Source organism: Telluria sp. AC161 (assembly GCF_979258535.1).
On the sequence record NZ_OZ409861.1, the window covers coordinates 4,221,046 to 4,242,256 of the forward strand.

Annotated in this window: 21 protein-coding genes and 1 pseudogene; 15 read left to right on the forward strand and 7 right to left on the reverse strand. The window is 63.4% G+C overall.

What is annotated here, in order from left to right; translation table 11 throughout:
- Window positions 1–3: 3 nt before the first annotated feature.
- The 7 genes from ACZ0AJ_RS18820 to ACZ0AJ_RS18850 all read left to right on the forward strand — a co-directional run bounded on the left by ACZ0AJ_RS18820 (window position 4) and on the right by ACZ0AJ_RS18850 (window position 4,518).
- Window positions 4–453 carry a pilus assembly FimT family protein gene (locus ACZ0AJ_RS18820; protein ID WP_499455947.1) on the forward strand — a complete coding sequence of 150 codons (450 nt, stop codon included), beginning with the start codon at window positions 4–6 and terminating at the stop codon, window positions 451–453.
- Entirely contained in the window at window positions 443–886 is a 444-nt protein-coding gene (locus ACZ0AJ_RS18825; RefSeq protein WP_499455948.1) for a type IV pilus modification PilV family protein, read from the forward strand. Before ACZ0AJ_RS18820 ends, ACZ0AJ_RS18825 begins: the two co-directional genes overlap by 11 nt.
- Entirely contained in the window at window positions 883–1,764 is an 882-nt protein-coding gene (locus ACZ0AJ_RS18830) for a prepilin-type N-terminal cleavage/methylation domain-containing protein (RefSeq protein WP_499455949.1), read from the forward strand. Before ACZ0AJ_RS18825 ends, ACZ0AJ_RS18830 begins: the two co-directional genes overlap by 4 nt.
- Window positions 1,761–2,288, forward strand: a complete 528-nt coding sequence (locus tag ACZ0AJ_RS18835) for a hypothetical protein (protein WP_499455950.1) — start codon at window positions 1,761–1,763, stop codon at window positions 2,286–2,288. The genes ACZ0AJ_RS18830 and ACZ0AJ_RS18835 overlap by 4 nt, the downstream gene beginning before the upstream one ends.
- 113 nt (window positions 2,289–2,401) lie before the next feature.
- Entirely contained in the window at window positions 2,402–3,316 is a 915-nt protein-coding gene (locus ACZ0AJ_RS18840; RefSeq protein WP_499455951.1) for an AraC family transcriptional regulator, read from the forward strand.
- A gap of 75 nt (window positions 3,317–3,391) precedes the next feature.
- Entirely contained in the window at window positions 3,392–4,051 is a 660-nt protein-coding gene (locus ACZ0AJ_RS18845) for an HAD hydrolase-like protein (RefSeq protein ID WP_499455952.1), read from the forward strand.
- A gap of 50 nt (window positions 4,052–4,101) precedes the next feature.
- Window positions 4,102–4,518, forward strand: coding sequence for a hypothetical protein (locus tag ACZ0AJ_RS18850; RefSeq protein ID WP_499455953.1), 417 nt, complete (start codon window positions 4,102–4,104; stop codon window positions 4,516–4,518).
- A 51-nt stretch (window positions 4,519–4,569) separates the two neighbouring features.
- Here the strand turns inward: ACZ0AJ_RS18850 and ACZ0AJ_RS18855 are convergent.
- Window positions 4,570–4,845, reverse strand: a pseudogene (locus tag ACZ0AJ_RS18855) (transposase); the annotation flags it as partial.
- An 87-nt stretch (window positions 4,846–4,932) separates the two neighbouring features.
- The gene (folE, locus tag ACZ0AJ_RS18860; RefSeq protein ID WP_499455954.1) at window positions 4,933–5,499 is read right to left on the reverse strand and encodes a GTP cyclohydrolase I FolE; all 567 of its coding nucleotides are present in this window, start codon (window positions 5,497–5,499) and stop codon (window positions 4,933–4,935) included.
- A gap of 143 nt (window positions 5,500–5,642) precedes the next feature.
- On the opposite strand from folE, the gene ACZ0AJ_RS18865 reads away from it, so the two are divergent.
- A complete protein-coding gene (locus tag ACZ0AJ_RS18865) occupies window positions 5,643–6,533 on the forward strand; it encodes a hypothetical protein (protein WP_499455955.1) in 891 nt (296 codons plus the stop codon).
- Window positions 6,534–6,547: 14 nt separating this feature from the next.
- Here the strand turns inward: ACZ0AJ_RS18865 and nudC are convergent, their stop codons facing one another.
- Window positions 6,548–7,369 (reverse strand): NAD(+) diphosphatase, encoded by an 822-nt coding sequence (nudC, locus tag ACZ0AJ_RS18870; RefSeq protein ID WP_499455956.1) that lies wholly within the window; start codon window positions 7,367–7,369, stop codon window positions 6,548–6,550.
- 443 nt (window positions 7,370–7,812) lie between these two features.
- On the opposite strand from nudC, the gene ACZ0AJ_RS18875 reads away from it, so the two are divergent.
- Window positions 7,813–8,637 carry an AraC family transcriptional regulator gene (locus ACZ0AJ_RS18875; RefSeq protein ID WP_499455957.1) on the forward strand — a complete coding sequence of 275 codons (825 nt, stop codon included), beginning with the start codon at window positions 7,813–7,815 and terminating at the stop codon, window positions 8,635–8,637.
- Window positions 8,638–8,742: 105 nt separating this feature from the next.
- Here ACZ0AJ_RS18875 and ACZ0AJ_RS18880 read toward each other — a convergent pair whose 3' ends face one another.
- The 3 genes from ACZ0AJ_RS18880 to ACZ0AJ_RS18890 all read right to left on the reverse strand — a co-directional run bounded on the left by ACZ0AJ_RS18880 (window position 8,743) and on the right by ACZ0AJ_RS18890 (window position 12,139).
- Entirely contained in the window at window positions 8,743–9,903 is a 1,161-nt protein-coding gene (locus ACZ0AJ_RS18880; protein WP_499455958.1) for an MFS transporter, read from the reverse strand.
- Window positions 9,904–10,489: 586 nt separating this feature from the next.
- Window positions 10,490–10,915: an organic hydroperoxide resistance protein gene (locus ACZ0AJ_RS18885; protein ID WP_499455959.1), complete on the reverse strand. Its 426-nt coding sequence runs from the start codon at window positions 10,913–10,915 to the stop codon at window positions 10,490–10,492.
- Between the two features lie 213 nt (window positions 10,916–11,128).
- Window positions 11,129–12,139, reverse strand: coding sequence for a LacI family DNA-binding transcriptional regulator (locus ACZ0AJ_RS18890; protein WP_332531334.1), 1,011 nt, complete (start codon window positions 12,137–12,139; stop codon window positions 11,129–11,131).
- A 268-nt stretch (window positions 12,140–12,407) separates the two neighbouring features.
- Here ACZ0AJ_RS18890 and ACZ0AJ_RS18895 point away from each other — a divergent pair, with 268 nt between their 5' ends.
- The 4 genes from ACZ0AJ_RS18895 (at window position 12,408) to ACZ0AJ_RS18910 (ending at window position 19,791) form a co-directional block, all read left to right on the forward strand.
- Window positions 12,408–14,831, forward strand: coding sequence for a TonB-dependent receptor (locus tag ACZ0AJ_RS18895; protein WP_499455960.1), 2,424 nt, complete (start codon window positions 12,408–12,410; stop codon window positions 14,829–14,831).
- An 86-nt stretch (window positions 14,832–14,917) separates the two neighbouring features.
- Window positions 14,918–16,261: a GH1 family beta-glucosidase gene (locus tag ACZ0AJ_RS18900; protein WP_499455961.1), complete on the forward strand. Its 1,344-nt coding sequence runs from the start codon at window positions 14,918–14,920 to the stop codon at window positions 16,259–16,261.
- Window positions 16,262–16,276: 15 nt separating this feature from the next.
- A complete protein-coding gene (locus ACZ0AJ_RS18905; RefSeq protein ID WP_183555206.1) occupies window positions 16,277–17,617 on the forward strand; it encodes an MFS transporter in 1,341 nt (446 codons plus the stop codon).
- Window positions 17,614–19,791, forward strand: coding sequence for a heme-degrading domain-containing protein (locus tag ACZ0AJ_RS18910; protein WP_499455962.1), 2,178 nt, complete (start codon window positions 17,614–17,616; stop codon window positions 19,789–19,791). Before ACZ0AJ_RS18905 ends, ACZ0AJ_RS18910 begins: the two co-directional genes overlap by 4 nt.
- On the opposite strand, the gene ACZ0AJ_RS18915 is transcribed toward ACZ0AJ_RS18910, so the two are convergent.
- Window positions 19,767–20,021, reverse strand: coding sequence for a hypothetical protein (locus ACZ0AJ_RS18915; RefSeq protein WP_499455963.1), 255 nt, complete (start codon window positions 20,019–20,021; stop codon window positions 19,767–19,769). The genes ACZ0AJ_RS18910 and ACZ0AJ_RS18915 overlap by 25 nt on opposite strands.
- Before the next feature lie 187 nt (window positions 20,022–20,208).
- Here ACZ0AJ_RS18915 and ACZ0AJ_RS18920 point away from each other — a divergent pair, with 187 nt between their 5' ends.
- Window positions 20,209–20,796 carry a hypothetical protein gene (locus ACZ0AJ_RS18920; protein WP_499455964.1) on the forward strand — a complete coding sequence of 196 codons (588 nt, stop codon included), beginning with the start codon at window positions 20,209–20,211 and terminating at the stop codon, window positions 20,794–20,796.
- Window positions 20,797–20,926: 130 nt separating this feature from the next.
- The gene (locus ACZ0AJ_RS18925) at window positions 20,927–21,208 is read left to right on the forward strand and encodes a hypothetical protein (RefSeq protein WP_499455965.1); all 282 of its coding nucleotides are present in this window, start codon (window positions 20,927–20,929) and stop codon (window positions 21,206–21,208) included.
- Window positions 21,209–21,211: the final 3 nt, after the last annotated feature.

The following is a 21,211-nucleotide window of genomic DNA, read 5'->3' on the forward strand; positions in this document are numbered from 1 at the left end:
ACGATGGTTGAACTGATCACGGTGATGGTGCTGATCGGCGTGCTGGCAGCCTTCGCCCTCCCGCGCCTGATGGGAGACAGCGCGACCGGTGCGGCCCTGTTTGGCGACCAGGTGGCCAGTGGACTGCGCATGGCCCAGAAAAGCGCGGTCGCGCGGCGCCGCACGGTATGCGTGACCACGACGGCAACCACGCTGATGCTGCGCGTGCGTACCGCCGTCGGCAACGGCCCCTGTGGCAACGTGCAGCTGCAGGGCATCACCGATGGTCTGTACGACAGCAAGGAAGCAGGCATCGTCATGAGCGGCGCGCCCCCGCTGCTGCTGTTCCGGCCCGACGGCACCATCGATGACGGCAACGGCGTACGCCTGGGCAGGGTCGACATCGCCATCAAGGGTGCTGACGCCATCCGGCGCACCATCACGCTCGACGGAGGCACTGGCTATGTCCATTAAACGCATGGCAGGCACCACGCTGATCGAACTGATCGTTGCGATCGTGATCGTGGGCACCGCCCTGGCCGGGCTCGTGGCTGCCTACAACCGCGCCAATATCGCCTCCACCGATCCCTTGATTACCCAGCAAATGCTGGCGATCGCCGAATCGATGATGGAAGAGGTCATGCAAAAGCCGTTCGTCGCCCAACCGAATCAGGCAGGCCGCTTGTTTTTCAATGACCTCATGGACTACAACGGCTACGGGCCTGTCGCCGTCAGCAATGTCAACGGCGCCCCTGTCCCGGACCTGGAACGCTATACCGTGCAGGTGCAGGTCAACCAGCAGGGCATCACCGGCGTGGCCGTCACCGACGCCATGCGCGTCCAGGTCATCGTGCGCGCGCCCGGCGCCCAGGATCTGCGTCTGGTCGGCTGGAGGACGCGTCCATGAGCCATTGCATGCGCTACTCCATGCGCCATAGCGTGCAGCGCGATGGCGGCTTCACGCTGGTCGAGCTGATCCTGGTCATCGTCCTGATCGGCATCATCGGCGGCGTGCTCACGATGCAGCTGGCCCCGGCCATCCAGAGTTACCTCTTGATCAGCCAGCGCGCAGGCCTGACGAGTCAGGCTGACACCGCGCTGCGCAGGATCACCACCGAGGTGCGCGCCGCCGTGCCCAATTCGCTGCGCCTGAATAATCCGCAATGCCTGGACCTCGTGCCAACCCGCGATGGCGGTCGTTATCGAATGGGCCCCGACACGGTCAATCCCAACGACGCCCATATCAACGATGCCGAAACCGGTGCCGCGTTCGATGTGCTCACGCCGCTCAATGCGATGCCGACGCCAGGCGATGCGATCGTGATCGGCAACCGCAGTCCGGACGATGTGTATAACGACTCCAATGTCGGCACGGTCAGCGCGCTGGCCGGGCCATCGCCGAATGCGCAGGCCGGCATCAGCCGCATCATGCTGAACGCGCCGATCCAGATTCCCCAAGGGTACGATGGCGGCCGCTTCCTGGTCGTGCCAGCAGCCGAGCGCGTCGTTACTTACGTCTGTACGCAGGGCGTCGACAAAGTAACTGGCAACGGCACAGGCTTCCTGACACGGTTTTCCCGCACCACGTCTGGCGCAACGACGTGCAATACACCGGCCGGCACATCGGCCATCGTGGCCACCCGGGTGTCGGCGTGCAGCTTCGTTGTCTACACCAACCAGGGAGCGACCCAGGACAGCGGCTTCGTACAACTCCAGCTCACGCTGACTGAGCGCGGTGAATCGGTCCCGCTCACGATCGGCACCCACGTCGACAACCTGCCATGAGCCGCTCCCTCATCCTTCCGCGGCGCCAGTCAGGCTTCGCCTATATCGCTGCCGTGATCTTCCTGGTGGTGATTGCCGGCGTCGCGGTCGTGCTGTTGCGCCTGACCGAGACCCAGCAGAGCACCGTCAACCAGGCCTTGCTGGCTGCGCGCGCCAGTCTGGCGGCGCGCGGCGGCCTTGAATGGGTCTTCAACAACCCGGCGCAGCGCTGCTCCCAGGCCCCTCTATCGACCAGCAATGCAGCGCCAGCGGGAACGGTCAACCATCTCACTGACTTCCGTGCCGAGTCCGGATTTCTGGTCAGTGTCAGCTGCTCGTTCCGCGCCTATAACGAGGGCGAGGCGATCGATGCCAGCGGTAACTCGTCTCCCGTTGTCAAACGCATCTACCGGATCGAGGCCGTGGCCTGCAATGGCACTGCCACCACCTGCCCGGACTCTGGCAGCGTGCCACGCGCCGATTATGTCGAGCGCGCGCAAGTGGCCACCATCTGCCTGCTGACCAACGGCACGCCTTGCGTGTGAGTGTTATCGTCGGCAGCCGCTGCCTTGCCGGAGGATCGTGCAATCTTCCCGGACCATCACACGCCCAGCCGGTGGTCTAATGGCACGTTGTTCACCGACCCGAGAAACTGCCCATGCAAGCGATCCGCGACCTCGCTACCCAGATTGCGCAGCACGCCCCCGGCGACGGCATGCATCAGAGCCCGATCCCCGGCGTGTGGCTGATCCGCAGCGGCCAGACCACCGAACCGCTGCGTGTCGTGCACACGCCGGCCGTGTGCATCATCGCGCAGGGCGCCAAGCTGGTCTCGCTGGGCGGCACTGACTACCGCTACGACACGGCCAAGTTCCTGGTGGTGTCGGTCGATTTGCCGGTGACCGGCTGCGTGACGCTGGCGACCGAGGATGAACCCTATCTGTGCCTGCGGGTCGATCTCGACGCGCAGTTGCTCGCCGCGCTCGACCTGGAACTGCCGGCGCGGCCGACCGCGCGCGGCACGCCTCCGGCGCGCGGGCTGTTCCTGAGCGAGACCACACCCGCGCTGCTCGAAGTCGCCAACCGCCTCGTGCGCCTGCTCGATGCGCCCCACGACATCGCGGTGCTCGCGCCGCTGCTGCTGAAGGAATTCCACTATCGTCTGCTCACCGGCGAGCATGCCGACACGGTGCGCCATTGCGCCCGCGGCGATGGCCGCATCGCGCAGGTCACCCGCGCCATCTGCTGGATCAAGGATCACTACAACCGGCCATTGAGCGTCGAGCGCCTGGCCGGCGAGGTCGGCATGAGTTCGTCGACGCTGCACGAGCACTTCAAGACCGTGACCTCGATGAGTCCCCTGCAGTACCAGAAGCAGTTGCGCCTGCAAGAGGCGCGGCGGCTGATGCTCGCCGGGTCGATCGACGCGGCGCGCGCAGGCCACGCGGTGGGTTACGAAAGCAGCTCGCAGTTTTCGCGCGAATACGCGCGCTTCTTCGGCCTGTCGCCGGGGCGCGATGCGACGCGGCTGCGCCAGTCGCTGCAGTCGGGCGGCCTGCAGGCGATGCGCTGACAGGGGCGTGCCGGCGACGTGCCGGCACGGCGGTCTCTATAATCGTCGCATGACGTTTATTCCACTGACCCGCGCATGAGCTATCGCTTGGCGATCTTCGACTTCGACGGCACGCTGGCCGACTCGTGGCCCTTCTTCATGAGCGTGTTCAACGAGATCGCCGATCAGCACGGCTTCCGGCGCGTCGACGCCGCGCAGGCCGAGCAGCTGCGCCACTACGGTCCGCGCGACATCATGCGCCATGTCGGCATGCCGGCCTGGAAGCTGCCGATCGCCTCGCGCTCGTTCATCGACCGCATGCGCGGCGCCACCGGCCGCATCGCGCTGTTCGACGGCATTGCCCACACGCTGCGCGAGCTCGACCGCAATGGCGTGCGGCTGGCGGTGGTGTCGTCCAATGCCGAAGACAATGTGCGCGACGTGCTGGGGCCGGAACTGGCAAGCCTGATGGGGCAGTACGAATGCGGCATGTCGATCTTCGGCAAGGCGGCGCGCATCCGCAAGGTCGTGCGCCGTGCCACGGTGCCGGCGATCCAGGCGCTGTATGTCGGCGACCAGACCACCGATGGCGACGCTGCGCGCCGGGCAGGGATCGCGTTCGGGGCGGTCGGCTGGGGCTATGCGTCGATGGAAGCGCTGCGCCGGGTGGCCCCGGAGCGCGAGTTCGGCACGCCTGCGGATCTGCTGTCACTCGCAAGCCAAACGTGCCCGCCACGGAATTGCCCGGACGCATAGGCCAGTTGCTATACTCGGCAGCAACTGCATCAATGAACAACGGACCTTTCATGCGCCTTCCACTCATCTTCCTGACTCCGCTGCTGCTGAGCGGCTGCTTCATCGAGACGTCGACGTACGTGATCGACCTGAATACCGATCACGCGATCACGCTGAAGGTGGAGAAGGACAATTTCTGGACGAAAGAAGGCACGCTGCGCGTCGTCATGTCGCGCCTGCCGGATTGCCAGCGCCAGTACGAGCTGGGCTCGGTGTGGCTGGCCGACTTGCAGGTCGAGCTGTTCGGCAACGGCAACAACGTCTATACGCTGCGCGCAGACGACCAGGCGTGGCAGATCGACACCACGACCTGTAGTGAACTGAAGGCGCCCGATCCCGATGCCGTTACCGGTCTGCCGCTGGGAAGCTTCACGCTGAACAGCGACAACAAGCTCAACTTCGAGAAGCCGGAAACGGCCAGCGAATAACGCTCAGTAGCGGTGCATCAGCGCGCGCAATCGCGCGAGCTCGATCTCACGGCCTGATTTCTCGAGCACGCTTTCGAGCAGCGACTGGCCGTTTTCGCGTTGCATGGTCCACTGCGTAAAATACTCGTGCACCGTGCGCCACGGGGGAAAATCGGGTGGCATCGCGCGCCAGGTGGCGCCGGTGTGCAAAAAATACAACACGGCGCAAAACACGTCGTACAAATCGTGCTTGCGCGGGCGCGTCTTGCGGCGCGCCGCTTCAAGCATGGCGCGCACGCCCTCGAAGTGTTCGCGTGGGATATCGCTGGGGTAGACAGCTCGGTCCATGGGTGACCTCCAAAACAGCTTGGGGGCCCGGATCTGGAACAGGTTCCCTAGCTGTATTTACAGTCTACCCAAAATAATTGAACCTAGCTAGTCCCGCGCCAGGGCAAGAAACTCGGTTCGCAGTGCCAGGTTCGGCTGCAGCTCGCCCAGCAGGGTCGAGGTGATGGTTTCTTCGCCAATGGCGCGGATGCCACGGCTTTCCATGCACAGGTGGCGGCACTTGATGACTACGCCGACTGCTTTTGGTTCCAGCACTTCCATCAGCGCATTGGCGATCTGCATCGTCATGCGTTCCTGTACCTGCAGGCGCTTGGAAAAGATATCGACCAGGCGGGTCAGCTTCGACAGGCCGACGATTTTGCCGTTCGGCAGGTAGCCAACAGTGGCCTTGCCGAAGAACGGCGCCAGGTGGTGCTCGCAATGGCTGTAGACCGGGATGCCACGCACGACGATCAGCTCGTTGTATTCCTCGGCGCCATCTTCGAACGCCTTGAGCACTTCCACCGGATTCTGGTCATAGCCCGACGTCCAGTGTTTCCAGGCCTTGGTCACGCGCGCAGGCGTTTCGATCAGGCCGGGACGGTCCGGATTTTCGCCCAGCGATGTCAGCAGACGACGCCAGTCGTGTTCGGTGAAAGCTTCTTTGTCAGACATGGTGCACCCTAAAATAACGATTGCCGCCAGTATATAGAAAACGTCTGGCCCCGGTCGGGGTAGGCCTATTCTTGCGCTAAATCATCTGCTGCATGCGACATATCTCATAACGTTGAATACATTACACATTCACGGAGAGCGCCATGTTCAGCAGCACGGTACTGGAAGTGGTCATCGGCATGGCCTTTTGCTACGGCTCCCTGGCGCTGACCGTCACCACCTTGCAGGAGTCCTTGTCGGCCGTGTTCAGCCTGCGCGCTCACATGCTGCGCGCCTGCATCCAGCGCATGCTGCGCGACCCTGAGTTCACTGGCGCCGCACGGGCCTTGTACACACACCAATTGATCAGTACGCGCACCGATTTCGCCGACCCGCACGCGCCACCGAACCCCGGTCCATCCTACATCCAACCGGCCAATTTCGCGCTGGCCCTGATCGACGCCATCCGTACCGGCGGCGCAGCACTCGACAGCGCCATTGCCGCTGTGCCCGATCCGCAATTGCGGCGCACGCTGGATACGCTGTACGTGCAAACCGGCGGCGACATGCAGCGTTTCCAGGCCGCGCTGGGGGGCTGGTTCGACAGCACCATGGAGCGCCTGGCAGGCACCTACAAGCGGCGCCAGCTTCTCATGTCATTCCTGCTGGCGCTGCTGCTGGCGATCCTGCTCAATATCGACAGCATCCACCTGTTCCAGACACTGTGGCAGCATCCGACCCTGGCTGCCGGCATTGACGCGGTGCCTGGCGCGGTGGATGCAAAGCTGGCAAACGGGCTGGCGGCGCTGCCGATCGGCTGGACCAGCTTCCCGCCGGTGCTCGACGCCAGCTTCGCGCTACAGGTATCCGGCTGGCTGATCACTGCCAGCACGACGCTGTTCGGCGCGCCGTTCTGGTTCGACATCCTGCAGAACACGATCAACCTGCGCAACACCGGCACCAAGCCGGCTTCGGTGCAGCCAGGGCAGACCGTGGCGCGCTCACCTGCTCCGGGCGATGGCCGGCCGGCGGTGGCCGGGGCGCCGGCGCCGTAACGCCGCGCCAGGCGTCAGGTACCGGGCGGCCGGTGCGCGTCGATCAGCACGCTCGAGATCGACATCTGCGGCACCCGCTCCGGCCACTCGTCACCCGGACCGAACCAGCGTGCCTCGGCGATTTCAGCCGGGTCCACGCGGATCTCGCCGTCCAGATAATCGGCCGTGAACGCCAGCATCAGCGAATGCGGGAATGGCCACGACTGGCTGGCAAAGTAGCGCGGATTGTGCACACGCAGTCCGACTTCTTCGAACACTTCGCGCGTGATGCATTCTTCGATCGACTCGCCCGCTTCCAGAAAGCCCGCGAGCGGCACGAAGCGCTGCGTGGCATGCAGCACGTGCTTGGCCAGCAATACCTGATCCCCCTTGCGGATCAACACCATCATGGCCGGCGAAATGCGCGGATAGGCCATGTGACCGCACTGCAGACACTTGAAGCAACGCTCGCCGGTGGCCAGCACCGTGCCGCTGCCGCACACGCCGCAGAAGCGATGAGTGCGTGCCCATTCCGCCACCTGGGCGGCGCGACCGGCCAGGCCCACCAGGGACTCGTCCATCACGCCAAACAGCGCGCGCAGGCCACGCCAGGCATAGCCTGCCGGCAGTGCGGGTTCGGCATCGAGCCAGCCGGTCTGGCAATACCGGCCATCGAGCAGGCCGAGCGGCTGCAGGTGTTCGCGCACCGCGCCGACCTGTTCGAGCACGGCGACGTCGGGCAGCGCCGGCCCGTCTTCGCGCACCAGCAATTGGCCCTTGTGGAACAGGAAGTTCAGTGGCGCCGGATCGGGATGCGGCGCAAACAGTGGCGTGAAGGAAGCAGGCGTATGCAGCATGGTCGATGGGTGGTCAATGAGATCGCTAAATGATACTGCCTTTCACGGTTCGGGATTCGGTGCGCCCCCTGCCCGTTGACCGGCCTGGCCAACGTGGTGGAAGCAGGCCAGCGCGCCTTCAAAGAGGCGTTATTTCTGGTGATGGATGCTTGATATCGGCGTTGCCGGCATGCGAGGAAAATGGTGTCTTGAACTGTTCTTGACCCGATATCATTGACGAAATCGTCCTGGAAGTTGTCTAGTCAGGTTATGTTGCAATCTGTCGACCCACGCCCGGACTTTTATTGACTTGACTATTGCGTAAGTCATTAATTTGTTAGGGAAAATAGTTGGACCATGGCGTCCAGAAAGCGTTGTATCCGCGCTGAAAATGTCACCAATTTCCACGCAGAAATATCGCTTTTCGTCCAGAATAGATAGCTATCTATCTAAATCGTACTGTCATGGACAAACTGTCATCACTGGTCGGTCGCCATTCATTCAACGCTCGTATCTTCTATAACGGCGCGTTTTGCGATACCAATCAATTCACCGAAAACGGTGTCTCCGGTCAGCTGCACGTGGTGCGTGAAGGGCCGGTCGATTTCATCCATGACGATGGCGAGGTCATCACCGTGACCGAACCGTCGCTGCTGTTCTACCCGCGCGGCGCCAGCCACCGTTTGCACGTGCATCCCGGCCACACCGCCAACCTGCTGTGCGCGCACATCCAGTTCCAGGACGAGATGAGCAATCCGCTGTCGCGCGTGCTGCCCAACTGCCTGGTCATGCCGCTGAGCGAAATTGCCGGACTGCGCTCGACGCTCGACCTGCTGTTCAGCGAAGCCAGCCAGGCCGAGCCGGGCCGCGAAGTGATCCTGGATCGCTTGTGCGATGTGTTGCTGATCCAGGTGATCCGGCGCGAATTCGACAGTGGGCGCTTGTCGCTGGGCCTGCTCGCCGGCCTGTCGGACCGCCAGTTGTCGCTGGCACTGACGGCCATCCACGAGCGCCCGCATGAGCCATGGAGCCTGCAATCGCTGGCCAAGGTGGCCTGCATGTCGCGCGCCGCATTCACCGAACGCTTTCGCGATGTGATGGGCATGCCGCCGGGTGAATACCTGACGCGCTGGCGCATCGGCGTCGGCAGCCGCCTGCTGCGCCAGGGCATGCCGGTCAAGCAGGTCAGCAGCCGCGCCGGCTACACCAGCCCGTCCACGTTCACCCGCGCCTTCACGACCATGATGGGCGCCTCGCCGCGCGAGTGGCTCAAGCAAGCAGCGAGCTGATCCCGAAACGACAATGCAGACGGGCCTTGCGGCGCCGTCTGCGTTTGTGTTGCGTTCTTATTTACAGCTCAAGCATGCGGCCATCCAGGCCGCAGCGCATTCAACTTATTTCAGCATGCGGGTACGGCAAGCGACCATCGCGATCACGATCGACAGGCCGCCGATATAGGCAATGGCTGCCTGCATGCCGATGAAGTGCGCGACGGCGCCGATGGCCGGCGGGCCGATCAGGCTGCCGCTGTACGCCATGCTGGCCACCGCAGCCAGGGCTGCCGGGCCTTGGGCGCCGGCCGCGCTGAACACGAACGGGAACACCAGCGCCAGGCCAACACCGGCAACAGCGAAACCGATCAGCGCCACATAGGCATTCGGGGCCAGCACCGCGAAGAACAGGCCGGCAGCCGCGATCATGGCGCCGGTGCTCACTAGGCGCTTGGCACCATGGCGCTCTTTCAGTTTGTCGCCGAACATGCGCGAGATCAGCATCATCACCGAGAAAGCGGACAGCGACAGCGGCGCGAGGCCATCCGATGCACCGAAATGCTCTTTCAGGAACATGCCGCTCCAGTCGGCGATGCTGCCTTCGGCCATCGAACCAAAGAAACCCAGCAAGCCCAGCAGCACCAGCGGACCGCGTGGCAGTGCAAACGATTTCTTCTCGACCTGGACGCCGACTTCATCCGCTTCCAGCACGCTGTAGGCCATCCACAGCACGACGGCCAATGGACCGGCCAGCATCAGGAAGTGGGTTGCCGGTGCAATCTTGAGGCTGGCCATCAGGCTGCCCAGCGTGGCGCCCACCAGACCGCCAGCGCAGCACAAGCCATGCAGGCGCGACATTTCGGACTTGCCGCTGACTTTTTCGCGGCGCGCTGCCGCCGAATTCATTGCCACATCAAAGATGCTGGCGGTCACGCCCAGCATCAGCACCGACATCATCAGGCGCGGCACGGTCGGCGCCATGCCGATCGACACCAGCACGCTCAGCAGCGCCAGGCCCGCGAGCAGAATGGTCTTGCGGGCGCCGAAGCGACCCATCATGAACGACGAGACCGGATACGACAGCACGGCGCCCAGGCCGCCACAGACCAGCACCATCGACAGTGCCGCATGCGACACATTGACGCCGGCAGCCAGCGCGGGAATACGGCCAGCCCACGATCCCATGATCAGGCCGAACAGCGCGAAGACGAGTGGCAGGGAATATTGCTGGGCTTGTACAAGGACAAACGACGAACGGCGCGGCGCAGAAACAGATGTGTGCATGAAAGCGGTGAAATGTTAAATTTATTGAGGTTTCAAAGGATTGGCAAAGTGCTCTTCAGACGCCAGCCGCGCGTAGAATATTTACTTGAAGCATCTGATGGACCGCAATTCTAAACACCTTTTTTCGCTATGGTTTTCCAAGCGGAAAAATATTTTCAACCGTTGTTTTGCACTCACACATAAAAGTTGAAACCATTAGCTTGAACACATCAAACGATAGCGATTGCATATCATTTGGTAGGCGAAAAGCTCGTAAAGCAAGGGATATGTAACGATTTATTGCTCCCCTTGCGTTGTAAGGCGATTGCAGTTTGCAGGCAGGCATTTGATGCATCGCACCAAAATGCGCCAGATATCGCTGTTTTTGCGGTATCTGAATCGCTTGCTCAGCAAAGCAAAGAGCCACATGAAGATTTTTTTTGGGGAATAAAATGATTATGTCAGGTCAAACAGACGATGCCTGCACCAATTGTTAAATCACGGCTTGAAAGTACCGCATATTTTTCGTGCAGCGGCACAAAAAATGGCTGCCCTCGGGCAGCCATTTTCGTCATCGACACCATCCTGGTTTCCCAGGCAACGTGTCTTAAACCAGTTGCAGCGTCACATCGATATTGCCGCGGGTCGCGTTCGAATACGGGCACACGATGTGCGCGCGGTCGATCAGCGTTTGCGCTTCATCGGCCGGCACGCCTGGCAGGCTAATCTTGAGCAGCACTTCGATACCGAAGCCGGTCGAGATTGGGCCGATGCCGACCGTACCTTCCACGGCGACGTCCGGCGAAATCTTCAGCTTGTCGCGGTTGGCGACGAATTTCATCGCGCCCAGGAAGCAGGCCGAGTAGCCGGCGGCGAACAATTGCTCAGGGTTCGTGCCAGCCAGGCCATTGCCGCCGAGTTCTTTCGGGGTGGTCAGCTTCACATCCAGTGCGCTGTCCGACGACACGGCGCGGCCTTCGCGGCCACCCGTTGCGGTGGCGTTGGCGCGGTAGAGAACGTTTTCGATTGCCATGATGAGACTCCTTGAAAGGGTGGCGGATGCCCGCCGAACTGTTTAACGCTATTATATAGCGCGCTATTTAAATGGGTTGCTGCCTTGGCCCGCCGACCCGCTCGCCCGTTCCGGGGTACGTTCGGCGCTGCCATGAACAGCATATTACATAGCTCGCTATTTAATAGCAAGCGATTTTTATCAAGCTGCTTGAGCGCGCTGACAACACAGCGCTCACACCAGCCGCACTGACTCCCGCACGACCAGACTCAACCCCGGCACATCGGCTGCCGGTTGCTGATGCCCCAGCATCGCCAGCATGCGCCGCCCGATCCCGGTGCCGACTTCATACAGCGGCTGGCGCACGGTGGTCAGCGGCGGCGTTGTGTACATCGAGCTTTCCAGATCGTCGAACCCGACCAGCGAGATGTCTTCGGGTACGCGGATATTGCGCCGGTACAGGGCCAGGCGCGCGCCATAGGCCGTCAAATCGTTGGCTGCGAAGATCGCGCTGAAACGCACATTGGCCACCAACAGGCTGTTCAGTGCCAGCAGGCCGCTTGACTCGCTGAAGTCGCCCGTCACGACCAGCCGTGGGTCGCTCGCGATGCCGTGTTTGGCCAGCGTGTCGTTGTAGCCCGCCAGGCGCTCGCGCGCGTCGCGATGATCGGGTGGCCCGGCGATATGGGCAATGCGCCGGTGCCCCTGACTGATCAGGTATTCCACTGCTTCGCAGGCGCCGCCGTAGTTGTCCAGGCAAAACGCCTGGGTACGCTCGCCCTGCACTTCGCGCCCGAACGCCACGATCGGTACGCGGCGCGAAAAGTCGAGGATCTGCTTGTCGCTCATATTGCCGGTCAGGATCGCCACGCCATCGACGCGGCGCCCGATCAACAGCTCGACCCGCTCGGCTTCTTCGTCGGCATGCCAGTGGCCGCTCATGATCAAGAGTGCGTAGCCGGAGGCCTTGACCGCATCTTCGATGCCGACCATGGCGCGGTTGAAATAACCACTCTCCAGAGACTGGGTGAGTACGCCGATTGTGTTGGTGCTGCCCATCTTGAGGCTTTGCGCCAGACGGTTGGGTTTGTAGTTGAGCTCATCGATGACGCGCTCGATCGTGCGCCGCTTGTCGTCCGACACCTTGGCGGTGCCGTTCAGGAAACGCGAGACCGTGGCCGGCGACACGCCTGCCCTGCTGGCGACCTGGTACAGCGTGGTGATACCGCTCTCGATGTTTTTCATGAAGCGTTCTGGACAGGTCCGGGGCAATTTGTTGCTTGAAGTATATCACGCAGCTTCCACATAAAACGGCCGCTGGAAGATGCTTATGAAACGCTTTCATAAACAATCCGTCGTTGACCTGCAACAAACCCGCTACTCCCTATCATAAATACTAATTGACATTTTTTTACCGTTGAAATTACTATGAAACCGTTTTCAAGATTGATGAAACCGATTTCTTATCAGTCCTAATGCAAGCAGCATCCATAAAACTATATCGGAGACAAGCATGACAACCATGACGCCCCAACTGGCAGGGGTCCGTACGCCCTCGTCCGCCCCTATCCGCCTGGCCATCCTGACGCTGCTCGCCAGCATCGGCACGGCGCAGGCCCAATCGGCTGCGGATCCGGCGTCGCCTGCCGCCGCCACCCCGGCAGCAGTCGTCGACAATGGCCGCATCGCCGAAGTGGTCGTGACCGCCACCAAGCGCTCGACCTCGCTGCAACGCACCCCGATCGCGGTCACCGCGCTGACCGCCGCCACGCTGGCCGACAACCATGTCCAGACCCTGCTCGACGTCGTCGCACTGGTCCCGGGCTTCCAGGCCACGGCCCAGGGTGACCACGGCGTGACCACGATGACGCTGCGCGGCATTGGCAACGACAGCGCCAAGACCGAGTACGCCGATCCTGAAGTCGCGTCGTTCGTCGACAACGTGTATTCGCCGCGCGCCGAAGGCGCCACTGCCCTGCTGTTCGACGTCGAAGGCATCGAAGTGCTGCGCGGCCCGCAAGGCACGCTGTGGGGCCGCAATTCCACCGTCGGCGCGGTCAATATCCAGACCGTCAAGCCAGAGCTGAACAGCCGCTCGGGCTATGTTGAAGGCGGTATCGGCGACTACAACCGCATCGGCACGCGTGGCGCGGTCAATGTGCCGCTGTCCGAAACGGCAGCACTGCGCTTTGCCGTCGTGCACGAGCGTCATGATGGCTACGTCGATTACCAGCAATTCCCGAACCCGTCGATCGCGCAACAGCGCGCTGCCTATCTGGCCGCCGGCGGCGCCGCTGCCGGCTTCCGCCCGATCAATCCAAACAATTACGTCTCTGGCGGCGACAAGTACAGCGCCCAGGACCAGACGGCAGCGCGCATGTCGCTGCTGTGGCATCTGGCGCCGAACCTGCGCTGGAACATCGCCTACGAAAAATTCATCGACCGCGGCACCCCAAGCGCCAACCTGATGCAGACGCCGCGTGCGGGCCAGGACCACTGGTCGACGCTGTCCGACTCGTCGCCATGGGTCAACCGTGACAGCGACAATGTGCGCAGCCGCCTGAGCTGGGACATCAGCCCCGACCTCGCGCTGCAATACGTGGCTGGCTGGTCCAAGTACAGCGGCGACATGCGCTTCGACCAGGACGGCGGCACGATCCTCCCGACCTCGATCATCTCGGGCGGCAAGTTCCAGGAACACACCACAACCGACTCCAACTACCGCAGCTACAGCCACGAAGTGCTGCTGCAGTCGGTCGGCACGCGCGCCATCGACTGGCAGGTCGGCGCCTACTACGGCAAGGAAAAGAACAATATCCGCTTCGACATCGGCGGCATGAATGGCACCGAAGACGGCACCGTGGCATGGCAGGGCTCATTCATCCAGCCTGACCAGACCGTGGAAAACTCGGCCGTCTTCGGCCAGGCCACCTGGAACATCACCGACGCCTGGCACCTGACCGGCGGCGTGCGCTACACCCACGACAAGCGCGTCCACATTGGCGGCCGCGGCTACACCTGGGCGTACGACGCCAGCGCACCACAACTGCCGCTCAATCCGCAGATCGATCCGCGCGATCCGGTCAACGGCTACCAGGCCGGCGTGCCGAACGATGGCCGCTACAGCGACAACAAGGCCACCGGCCTGGTGCGCGTGAACTACGACATCGACCGCAGCAATATGGTGTATGCGAGCGTGTCGACCGGCTACAAGGCGGGCGGCGTGCAGGATCGCGGCTTGCCGTACCAGCCAGAGACGCTGACCAACTTCGAGATCGGTTCGAAGAGCACCTTCATGGATGGCGCACTGCGTATCAACAACGCGCTGTTCTACATGGACTTCAAGGACTTCCAGTTCAATTCGCCGGTCAGCTTCTCTGACGGCAGCCGTGGCCTGGCCATCGAGAACGCCGATGGCGCCAAGGTCATGGGCTTGGAAACCGAGATCGCCGCCCGTATCGCAAAAGACGGCCGCCTGTCGATCGCACTGGCCGTGCTCGACACCAAGCTCGGTCACCTGGTCGCCGGCTCGAACGATTATGCGCTGCCGCCGTGCACGGTCGACACCCGCATCGAGACCTGCCTGGACGTGAGCGGTCACAAGCTGCCGCACGCACCGAAGTTCTCGACCACGGTGCAGTACCAGCACACGTTCCGCCTGGCCGATGGTGCTACCCTGGTGCCGCGCATCACGGCGCGCTACGAGGATGAAGTCAGCCTGAGCGTATTCGACCTGGGTTCAGAAGACCGCCAGAAAGCCTACGCCAGCGCCGACCTTGGCCTGCGCTACGCGAAGGACAAATGGTGGGTCGACGCCTTCGTACGAAACGTCGGCGACAAGAAGATCAAGACCAGCGCCTTCAACGGCTTCGGCCCTTGGCTGGCGCAGTACAAGCCACCACGTACGGTTGGCGTGAATACCGGCTTTGATTTCTAAAAGCTGAAGCATGGCAAGCGCGCCCGGTGGGCGCGCTGCTTTTTTTGTTTGACCTGAATCTGCCCCAGCAGTGATCCGAGAGTTCCATGACCAACAGCCCCGACTTCGACTTCCGCAACAACTTTCCTTCCGACTTCACCTGGGGCGTGGCCACCAGTTCCTTCCAGATCGAGGGCGCTGCCGCCGTCGATGGCAAGGGGCCGTCGATCTGGGACACCTTCTGCCTGGACCAGAGCAATATCAAGGACGGCAGCGACGGCATCGTCGCCTGCGACCACTATCACCGCTACCAGGAAGACGTCGGCATCATGGCCTCGATCGGCGTGGACGCCTACCGCTTCTCGTTCGCCTGGGCGCGCGTGCAGCCGGATGGCAAGGGCGCCTGGAACGAAGCGGGCTTCGATTTCTATGACCGCCTGCTGACCGAACTGGAAACCAAAGGCATCCGCGCGCACGCGACCCTATACCACTGGGACCTGCCGCAAGGCCTGCAGAACGACGGCGGCTGGCTCAATCGCGAGACCGCCTACCGCTTCGCCGATTACGCACGCGAAATCGCGCGCCGCTTCGGCAACCGGTTAGAAGCCATCGCCACCCACAACGAACCGTGGTGCACGGCCAACCTGGGCTACGGCAATGCGCAGTTCGCCCCCGGCGTGGCCGATCTGAAGCAATCGATCCAGGTCTCGCACCACCTGCTGCTGTCGCACGGCCTGGCCATGAGCGCGATGCGCGAGGTTGGCAGCAGCGCGCAGCTGGGCATCGTATTGAACCAGTGGACGGCCGATGCGGCCACCGATTCGCAGGCCGACCGCGACATGGCCGAATTCGAGTATGCACGCTCGGTGCAATGGTTCATGGACCCGATCTTCAAGGGCCGCTACCCGGAACTGGCGCTGCGCGGCCATGGCGAGAACGCCCCCGTCGTTGCTGACGGCGACCTCGCCATCATCCACCAGAAGATCGACTTCCTCGGCTCGAACTATTACTTCCGCTCGTGGTGCAGCGCCAGCACGCCGCCCGTGCCAGCGCCGGCGCGCCACGGCGTGACCGACATGGGCTGGGAAATCTTCCCTGAAGGCCTGTCCGAACTGCTGCTGAAACTCAAGGCCGAGTACCCCGACCTGCCGCCGGTGTACATTACCGAAAACGGCATGGCCAATCCGGACGTGCTGGAAAACGGCCGCGTGCACGATACGGCGCGCATCGCCTACGTACGCAGCCACCTGGCCGCGCTCAAGGACGCGATGGATGCGGGCGTCGACGTGCGCGGTTACTTCCTCTGGAGCCTGCTCGACAACTTCGAGTGGAATTCGGGCTACGCCAAGCGCTTCGGCATCGTGCACGTGGACTATGCGAACCAGCAGCGCACGCTGAAGGACAGCGCGCTGTGGTACCGCGAATTCATCGCCAGCCGCATCAAGGCTTGATCAACGGGATCGATCATGCGCCCTGCCAAAACCGTATCACCGCTGCTGTGGGTCCCGACCGGCTACTTCACGATGGCGCTCGGCTACGTGATGCTCACCAGCGTCACCGCCATCATGTTCAAGAATCTGGGCATGGACAACGGCCGCGCGGCCCAGTATTCGAGCCTGTTGATCCTGGCCTATACGGTCAAGCCGCTGTTCGCGCCGTTCGTCGAGATGTACCGCACCAAGAAGTTCTTTGTCCTGTGTTCGCAGCTCGCCATCGGCGCCGGCTTTGCCGGCGTGGCGCTGCTGATGGAACTGCCCGGCTACATGACGTTTTTGATGGCGATCTTCTTTGCGCTGTCGTTCATCGGCGCGACGCAGGACATCGCCAGCGACGGCGTGTACGTCACGTCGCTCGACGCGCGCGCGCAGTCGCTGTACTGCGGCATCCAGAGCCTGTCGTGGAATATCGGGCCGATCGTCGCCGCCGGCGGCATGGTCTACCTGAGCGGCTACCTGCACACCCACGTGTTCGGCCATGATCCGGGCGTGTTCGGCCCGGACTGGATCGATGCCTGGCGCATCATCTTCCTGCTCGTCGGCGGCCTGACGCTCTTGATGGCGCTGTGGCACTGGCGCTTCATGCCTGAAGGCGCACGCGCCGCCGATACGCCATCGAGCGCGAAGGACGCCGGCCGCATCCTGGTCGACGCCTTCGTCACGCTGTTCCAGAAGCGCGGCGTGTGGCGCATGATCGCGTTCGCATTTCTGTTTCGCTTCAGCGTCGGCCTGCTGGAAAAGATCGGCCCGTTCTTCATGGTCGACCCGGCCTCGAAAGGCGGCCTCGGTCTGTCCAACGAGATGCTGGGCCTGATCTACGGCACCTATGGCCTGGCCGCGGTGCTGGTCGGCTCGCTGCTGGGCGGCCTGTATGTCGCCAAGCGCGGCCTGAAGTCGACGCTGTTCGTGCTGTGCTGCGCGATCAACATCCCGAACGTCGCCTTCCTGGTCATGAGCATCTACACGCCATCGAGCCTGGTGCTGATCACGCTGGGCGTGGCCATCGAAAAGTTCTTCTTCGGCTTCGGCGCGGTCGGCTTCATGATCTACCTGATGCAGCAGCTCGCACCGGGCAAGTACACGACCACCCACTACGCGTTCGGCACAGGCCTGATGGGCCTGTGCGGCATGGTCACGGGCGTCATCAGCGGCCACCTGCAGGAGATGATGGGGTACGTCGCCTACTTCGGCCTGGTGATGGTCGCGACCATCCCGTCGTTCATCGCCACCTGGTACGCGCCGTTCTATCACGACGACGGCAGCACGCCGGCGGCAGGCATCGACACGGATGGCAAGACGGTGCCGGCATGAAGCGCACCGTGCTCGCCACGGCGCTGCTGACGCTTGCTGCCGGCGCCGGGGCTGCGGAAATCAAGGTCAATGCGGTGGGCTTTCTGCCGCAATCGCACAAGCTGGCCGTCATCCCGCAGGCGGTCGGTGCGAACCGGTTCGAGGTCGTCGACGCTGACGGCAAGGTCGTGCTGGATGGCGCGCTGGGCGCAGCAAGCCGCTGGGCGCCGTCGGGCGAAACCGTGCGCGTGGCTGACTTCAGCGCGCTGACGCAGACCGGCGCCTATCGCGTGCGCGTCGGCAGCCTAGTCTCCGATCCGTTCACGGTTGCCCAGGATGGCTACCGCGTGCTGGGCGACGCCGCCCTGAAGGTGTTCTACTTCAACCGCAGTGCGATTGACCTCACGCCACAATTTGCCGGCGCGTGGGCGCGACCGGCGGGCCATCCCGACGACAAGGTGCTGGTGCACGCGTCGGCAGCATCCAAAGCCCGCCCGCAAGGCACGGTCATCGCCAGTCCCAAGGGCTGGTACGACGCCGGCGACTACAACAAATACGTGGTCAACTCGGGCATCTCGACCTACACGCTGTTGGCCGCGCTCGAGCACTTCCCCGATGTCTTCAAGCGCGATATCGGCATTCCCGAATCCGGCAACGGCGTGCCCGACATCCTCGACGAGGCGCTGTGGAACCTCGACTGGCTGCTGACGATGCAGGACCCGGCCGATGGCGGCGTGTACCACAAGCTCACCAACCTGCGCTTCGACGGGATCGTGATGCCGCACGCGGCGTCGACCACCCCGCGCTACGTGGTGGCCAAGAGCACGGCAGCGGCGCTCGATTTCGCCGCCACGATGGCCACCGCCAGCCGCGTGCTGGCGCCGTACGACGCGAAGTGGCCCGGCCTGTCGCAGCGCATGCTGGTGGCGGCGCAGGCTGCGTGGCGCTGGGCCGAAGCGCACCCGAACGTCGTCTTCAAGAACCCGAAGGATGTCGTCACTGGCGAATACGGCGACGCGCAGCTGGCCGACGAATTCGCCTGGGCGGCGGCCGAACTGTTCATCGCGACCGGACAGGATACGTATGCGCAGGCCTTCATGCGGCGTGATGCCGCGCTCACCACACCGGCCTGGGACAATGTGGCGGCGCTGGGCTGGATGTCGCTGGTACACCACCGCGACCGCCTGAAGCCCGGCATCGAACGCGCGCTGATCGAACGCCGCATCGACGCGCTGGCCAGCCAGCTCGCGAAACATGCCGATGGCGGCTACCGGGTGCCGCTGGCATCAAAAGACATCGTCTGGGGCAGCAATGCGGTGATCCTGAACCAGGGCATGATGCTGCTGCAGGCCTACCGCATCAACGGCACGCCGGCCTATCTGCAGGCGGCGCAGTCGAGTCTCGATTACGTATTGGGCCGCAACGCCACCGGCTACACGTTCGTTACGGGCTTTGGCGCGCGCCCGGTCATGCATCCGCACCACCGGCCGTCGATGGCCGATGGCGTGGCTGCGCCGGTGCCGGGCTGGCTGGCCGGCGGCCCCAATCCGGGCCAGCAGGACGCCAAGGATTGCCCGCCGTATCCCAGCAAGCTGCCGGCGCTGTCCTATCTCGACCACGCATGCAGCTACGCCGCCAACGAGGTCGCCATCAACTGGAACGCGCCGCTGGTGTACGTGACCGCGGCGCTATCCGCGCTCACACCCCATGCCATGACCGACACTGCCACCGTCTCGCTTGCCGCGCTGCTGCGCGAAGAACAGCAGCTGCAATTCGACCGCTTCGACGATGCCACCGCGCGTGCCGTCGGCGCGCAGCTCGTTGCGCGCGCCGAGCGCGAACGCAAGACGGTGACGATCCAGGTCACGCGCGGCGACGCCGTGCTGTTCAAGCAGGCGATGCCGGGCGCTTCGCCCGATCACGCGGACTGGATCCGCCGCAAGAACAACCTGGTCGGGCGCACCGGCCACAGCTCGTTCTATACCCACAATGAAGTGCGCCAGGGCGGGGGCGACCATGATGCGCTGCCGGGCCTGGACATGCGCGACTATGCGGCCCACGGCGGGGCCTTCCCCGTGATCGTGCGCGGCCAGGGCGTGGTCGGCACGGTGACGGTGTCCGGGTTGCCGGGACCGGACGACCATGCGCTGGTGGTCGCGGCACTGAAGGACTACCTGGCGCCCGGTTCGCCGTAACGGCGCGTGGCGTCCTCGCGGTACCACTGCCAGGCAAAGCGCCACGCCACCACGGTCAGGATCACCAGCTTGCTCCAGATGAACAACCAGACCGGGGTGGGCAGGTCGATGCCGAGGTTGGTCCAGCGCACGACGCCGGTAGCGATCATGATCAGCACGATCGGCGCCAGCGCCAGCAGTAGCGGCCGTACCAGCTGGCGCCGCGTGCGGGTAAAGGAAGACGTCATCATGGAGAGCGCAGGTTGGTTGAATCGGCCTGGCCGTGTTGGCCGGGACGAGCCTGACATCCTACCAGCCCTCGTATCGAACCGGGACGGCTACCTGCGGGCCAGCTTTACGCCGCTTTACATTTGCCGCCCTGTTGCACAGTCAGTCTCAAGCCGTTAAAGAGATACGATTCGCCACAGGACAAACATCATGGTTTCCAGCATCAGCAGCAGCACCGCAACCCAGGCCACCTACGCACCGACCGCCAGGAAAACGCCCGATGAGATGGTTGCCACCCCTGGCCCGGCCCCCACGACGGACGACCAGGACAGCGCTGCGCCGCCGACCCAGAGCGCCGAATCGGCCGCCAGCGCGCGCCTGGGCGACCAGCTGAACGCCCAGGCCGATGCGTCGCGCGTGCAGCGCGCGGTGGCCGAAGCAGGCACGGAAAGCGACACGACCACGGCAACAGGGAGTGAAGCCTCGAGCGAGGCTGCCATAGGGGCAGCAGCGGCCCCAACCGGCGGCGCAGCACCCGCCGCATCAACGTCCACGTCCGCCACGTCTTCGACGACCAACGACTACGTCGCCGAGGCCGACACCAATTCGGACAAGACCGTCAGCGACGACGAGCAAGCCGCCTACGACACCAAGCTGCGCCAGCAGGCCGAAGCGGCTGCCGCGACGAAGGCGGCGGCGGCAAAAGAAGCCGATCCACAGGACGCGCTGACCGCCGAAGTGCGCGCCACGTATGGCGTCGATGAAGCCGCCGAACCGGTGCTGAACATCACGGCTTGATGCACGAATTTGTTGCGCTGCACCCGAAGTTACAAGCAGTAAAATCGAAATAAACGACGAAACGCGTTGTAGTCAGGTCGTCAACTACGGTAGAGTGTCGCATTCCGAGAAGTATTTCACGAGGCGGCGCATGCCAGAATTTAGCCCAACTACGCCCCCCGGATCGTTGATTGCCAACCATCTGCACGCCTGCTTTGCCAGGCTGCCGGATGCCATCTGGCACCCAACCAACCAACAATCACCCTCGCTGGTGACCACGCCGGTACGTAACGTACCCGTGGCGCCGGCGACGCACGCCCATGGCGCGGCGCATGCAGTACGCATGCGCGCGCCGGAGAACACCATGAACCAGCACCAACCTGCCCTGCGCCTGTGCGCACGCCGTTACATGTCGCACTGCCCCGAAGGATGATGT

What these genes read in the sequence shown, in the direction of transcription:
- ACZ0AJ_RS18820 (WP_499455947.1), top strand. Translation starts at nt 4, where the DNA reads ATGGTTGAACTGATCACGGTGATGGTGCTGATCGGCGTGCTGGCAGCC.
- ACZ0AJ_RS18825 (WP_499455948.1), top strand. Translation starts at nt 443, where the DNA reads ATGTCCATTAAACGCATGGCAGGCACCACGCTGATCGAACTGATCGTT.
- ACZ0AJ_RS18830 (WP_499455949.1), top strand. Translation starts at nt 883, where the DNA reads ATGAGCCATTGCATGCGCTACTCCATGCGCCATAGCGTGCAGCGCGAT.
- ACZ0AJ_RS18835 (WP_499455950.1), top strand. Translation starts at nt 1,761, where the DNA reads ATGAGCCGCTCCCTCATCCTTCCGCGGCGCCAGTCAGGCTTCGCCTAT.
- ACZ0AJ_RS18840 (WP_499455951.1), top strand. Translation starts at nt 2,402, where the DNA reads ATGCAAGCGATCCGCGACCTCGCTACCCAGATTGCGCAGCACGCCCCC.
- ACZ0AJ_RS18845 (WP_499455952.1), top strand. Translation starts at nt 3,392, where the DNA reads ATGAGCTATCGCTTGGCGATCTTCGACTTCGACGGCACGCTGGCCGAC.
- ACZ0AJ_RS18850 (WP_499455953.1), top strand. Translation starts at nt 4,102, where the DNA reads ATGCGCCTTCCACTCATCTTCCTGACTCCGCTGCTGCTGAGCGGCTGC.
- folE (WP_499455954.1), bottom strand. Translation starts at nt 5,499, where the DNA reads ATGTCTGACAAAGAAGCTTTCACCGAACACGACTGGCGTCGTCTGCTG.
- ACZ0AJ_RS18865 (WP_499455955.1), top strand. Translation starts at nt 5,643, where the DNA reads ATGTTCAGCAGCACGGTACTGGAAGTGGTCATCGGCATGGCCTTTTGC.
- nudC (WP_499455956.1), bottom strand. Translation starts at nt 7,369, where the DNA reads ATGCTGCATACGCCTGCTTCCTTCACGCCACTGTTTGCGCCGCATCCC.
- ACZ0AJ_RS18875 (WP_499455957.1), top strand. Translation starts at nt 7,813, where the DNA reads ATGGACAAACTGTCATCACTGGTCGGTCGCCATTCATTCAACGCTCGT.
- ACZ0AJ_RS18880 (WP_499455958.1), bottom strand. Translation starts at nt 9,903, where the DNA reads ATGCACACATCTGTTTCTGCGCCGCGCCGTTCGTCGTTTGTCCTTGTA.
- ACZ0AJ_RS18885 (WP_499455959.1), bottom strand. Translation starts at nt 10,915, where the DNA reads ATGGCAATCGAAAACGTTCTCTACCGCGCCAACGCCACCGCAACGGGT.
- ACZ0AJ_RS18890 (WP_332531334.1), bottom strand. Translation starts at nt 12,139, where the DNA reads ATGAAAAACATCGAGAGCGGTATCACCACGCTGTACCAGGTCGCCAGC.
- ACZ0AJ_RS18895 (WP_499455960.1), top strand. Translation starts at nt 12,408, where the DNA reads ATGACAACCATGACGCCCCAACTGGCAGGGGTCCGTACGCCCTCGTCC.
- ACZ0AJ_RS18900 (WP_499455961.1), top strand. Translation starts at nt 14,918, where the DNA reads ATGACCAACAGCCCCGACTTCGACTTCCGCAACAACTTTCCTTCCGAC.
- ACZ0AJ_RS18905 (WP_183555206.1), top strand. Translation starts at nt 16,277, where the DNA reads ATGCGCCCTGCCAAAACCGTATCACCGCTGCTGTGGGTCCCGACCGGC.
- ACZ0AJ_RS18910 (WP_499455962.1), top strand. Translation starts at nt 17,614, where the DNA reads ATGAAGCGCACCGTGCTCGCCACGGCGCTGCTGACGCTTGCTGCCGGC.
- ACZ0AJ_RS18915 (WP_499455963.1), bottom strand. Translation starts at nt 20,021, where the DNA reads ATGATGACGTCTTCCTTTACCCGCACGCGGCGCCAGCTGGTACGGCCG.
- ACZ0AJ_RS18920 (WP_499455964.1), top strand. Translation starts at nt 20,209, where the DNA reads ATGGTTTCCAGCATCAGCAGCAGCACCGCAACCCAGGCCACCTACGCA.
- ACZ0AJ_RS18925 (WP_499455965.1), top strand. Translation starts at nt 20,927, where the DNA reads ATGCCAGAATTTAGCCCAACTACGCCCCCCGGATCGTTGATTGCCAAC.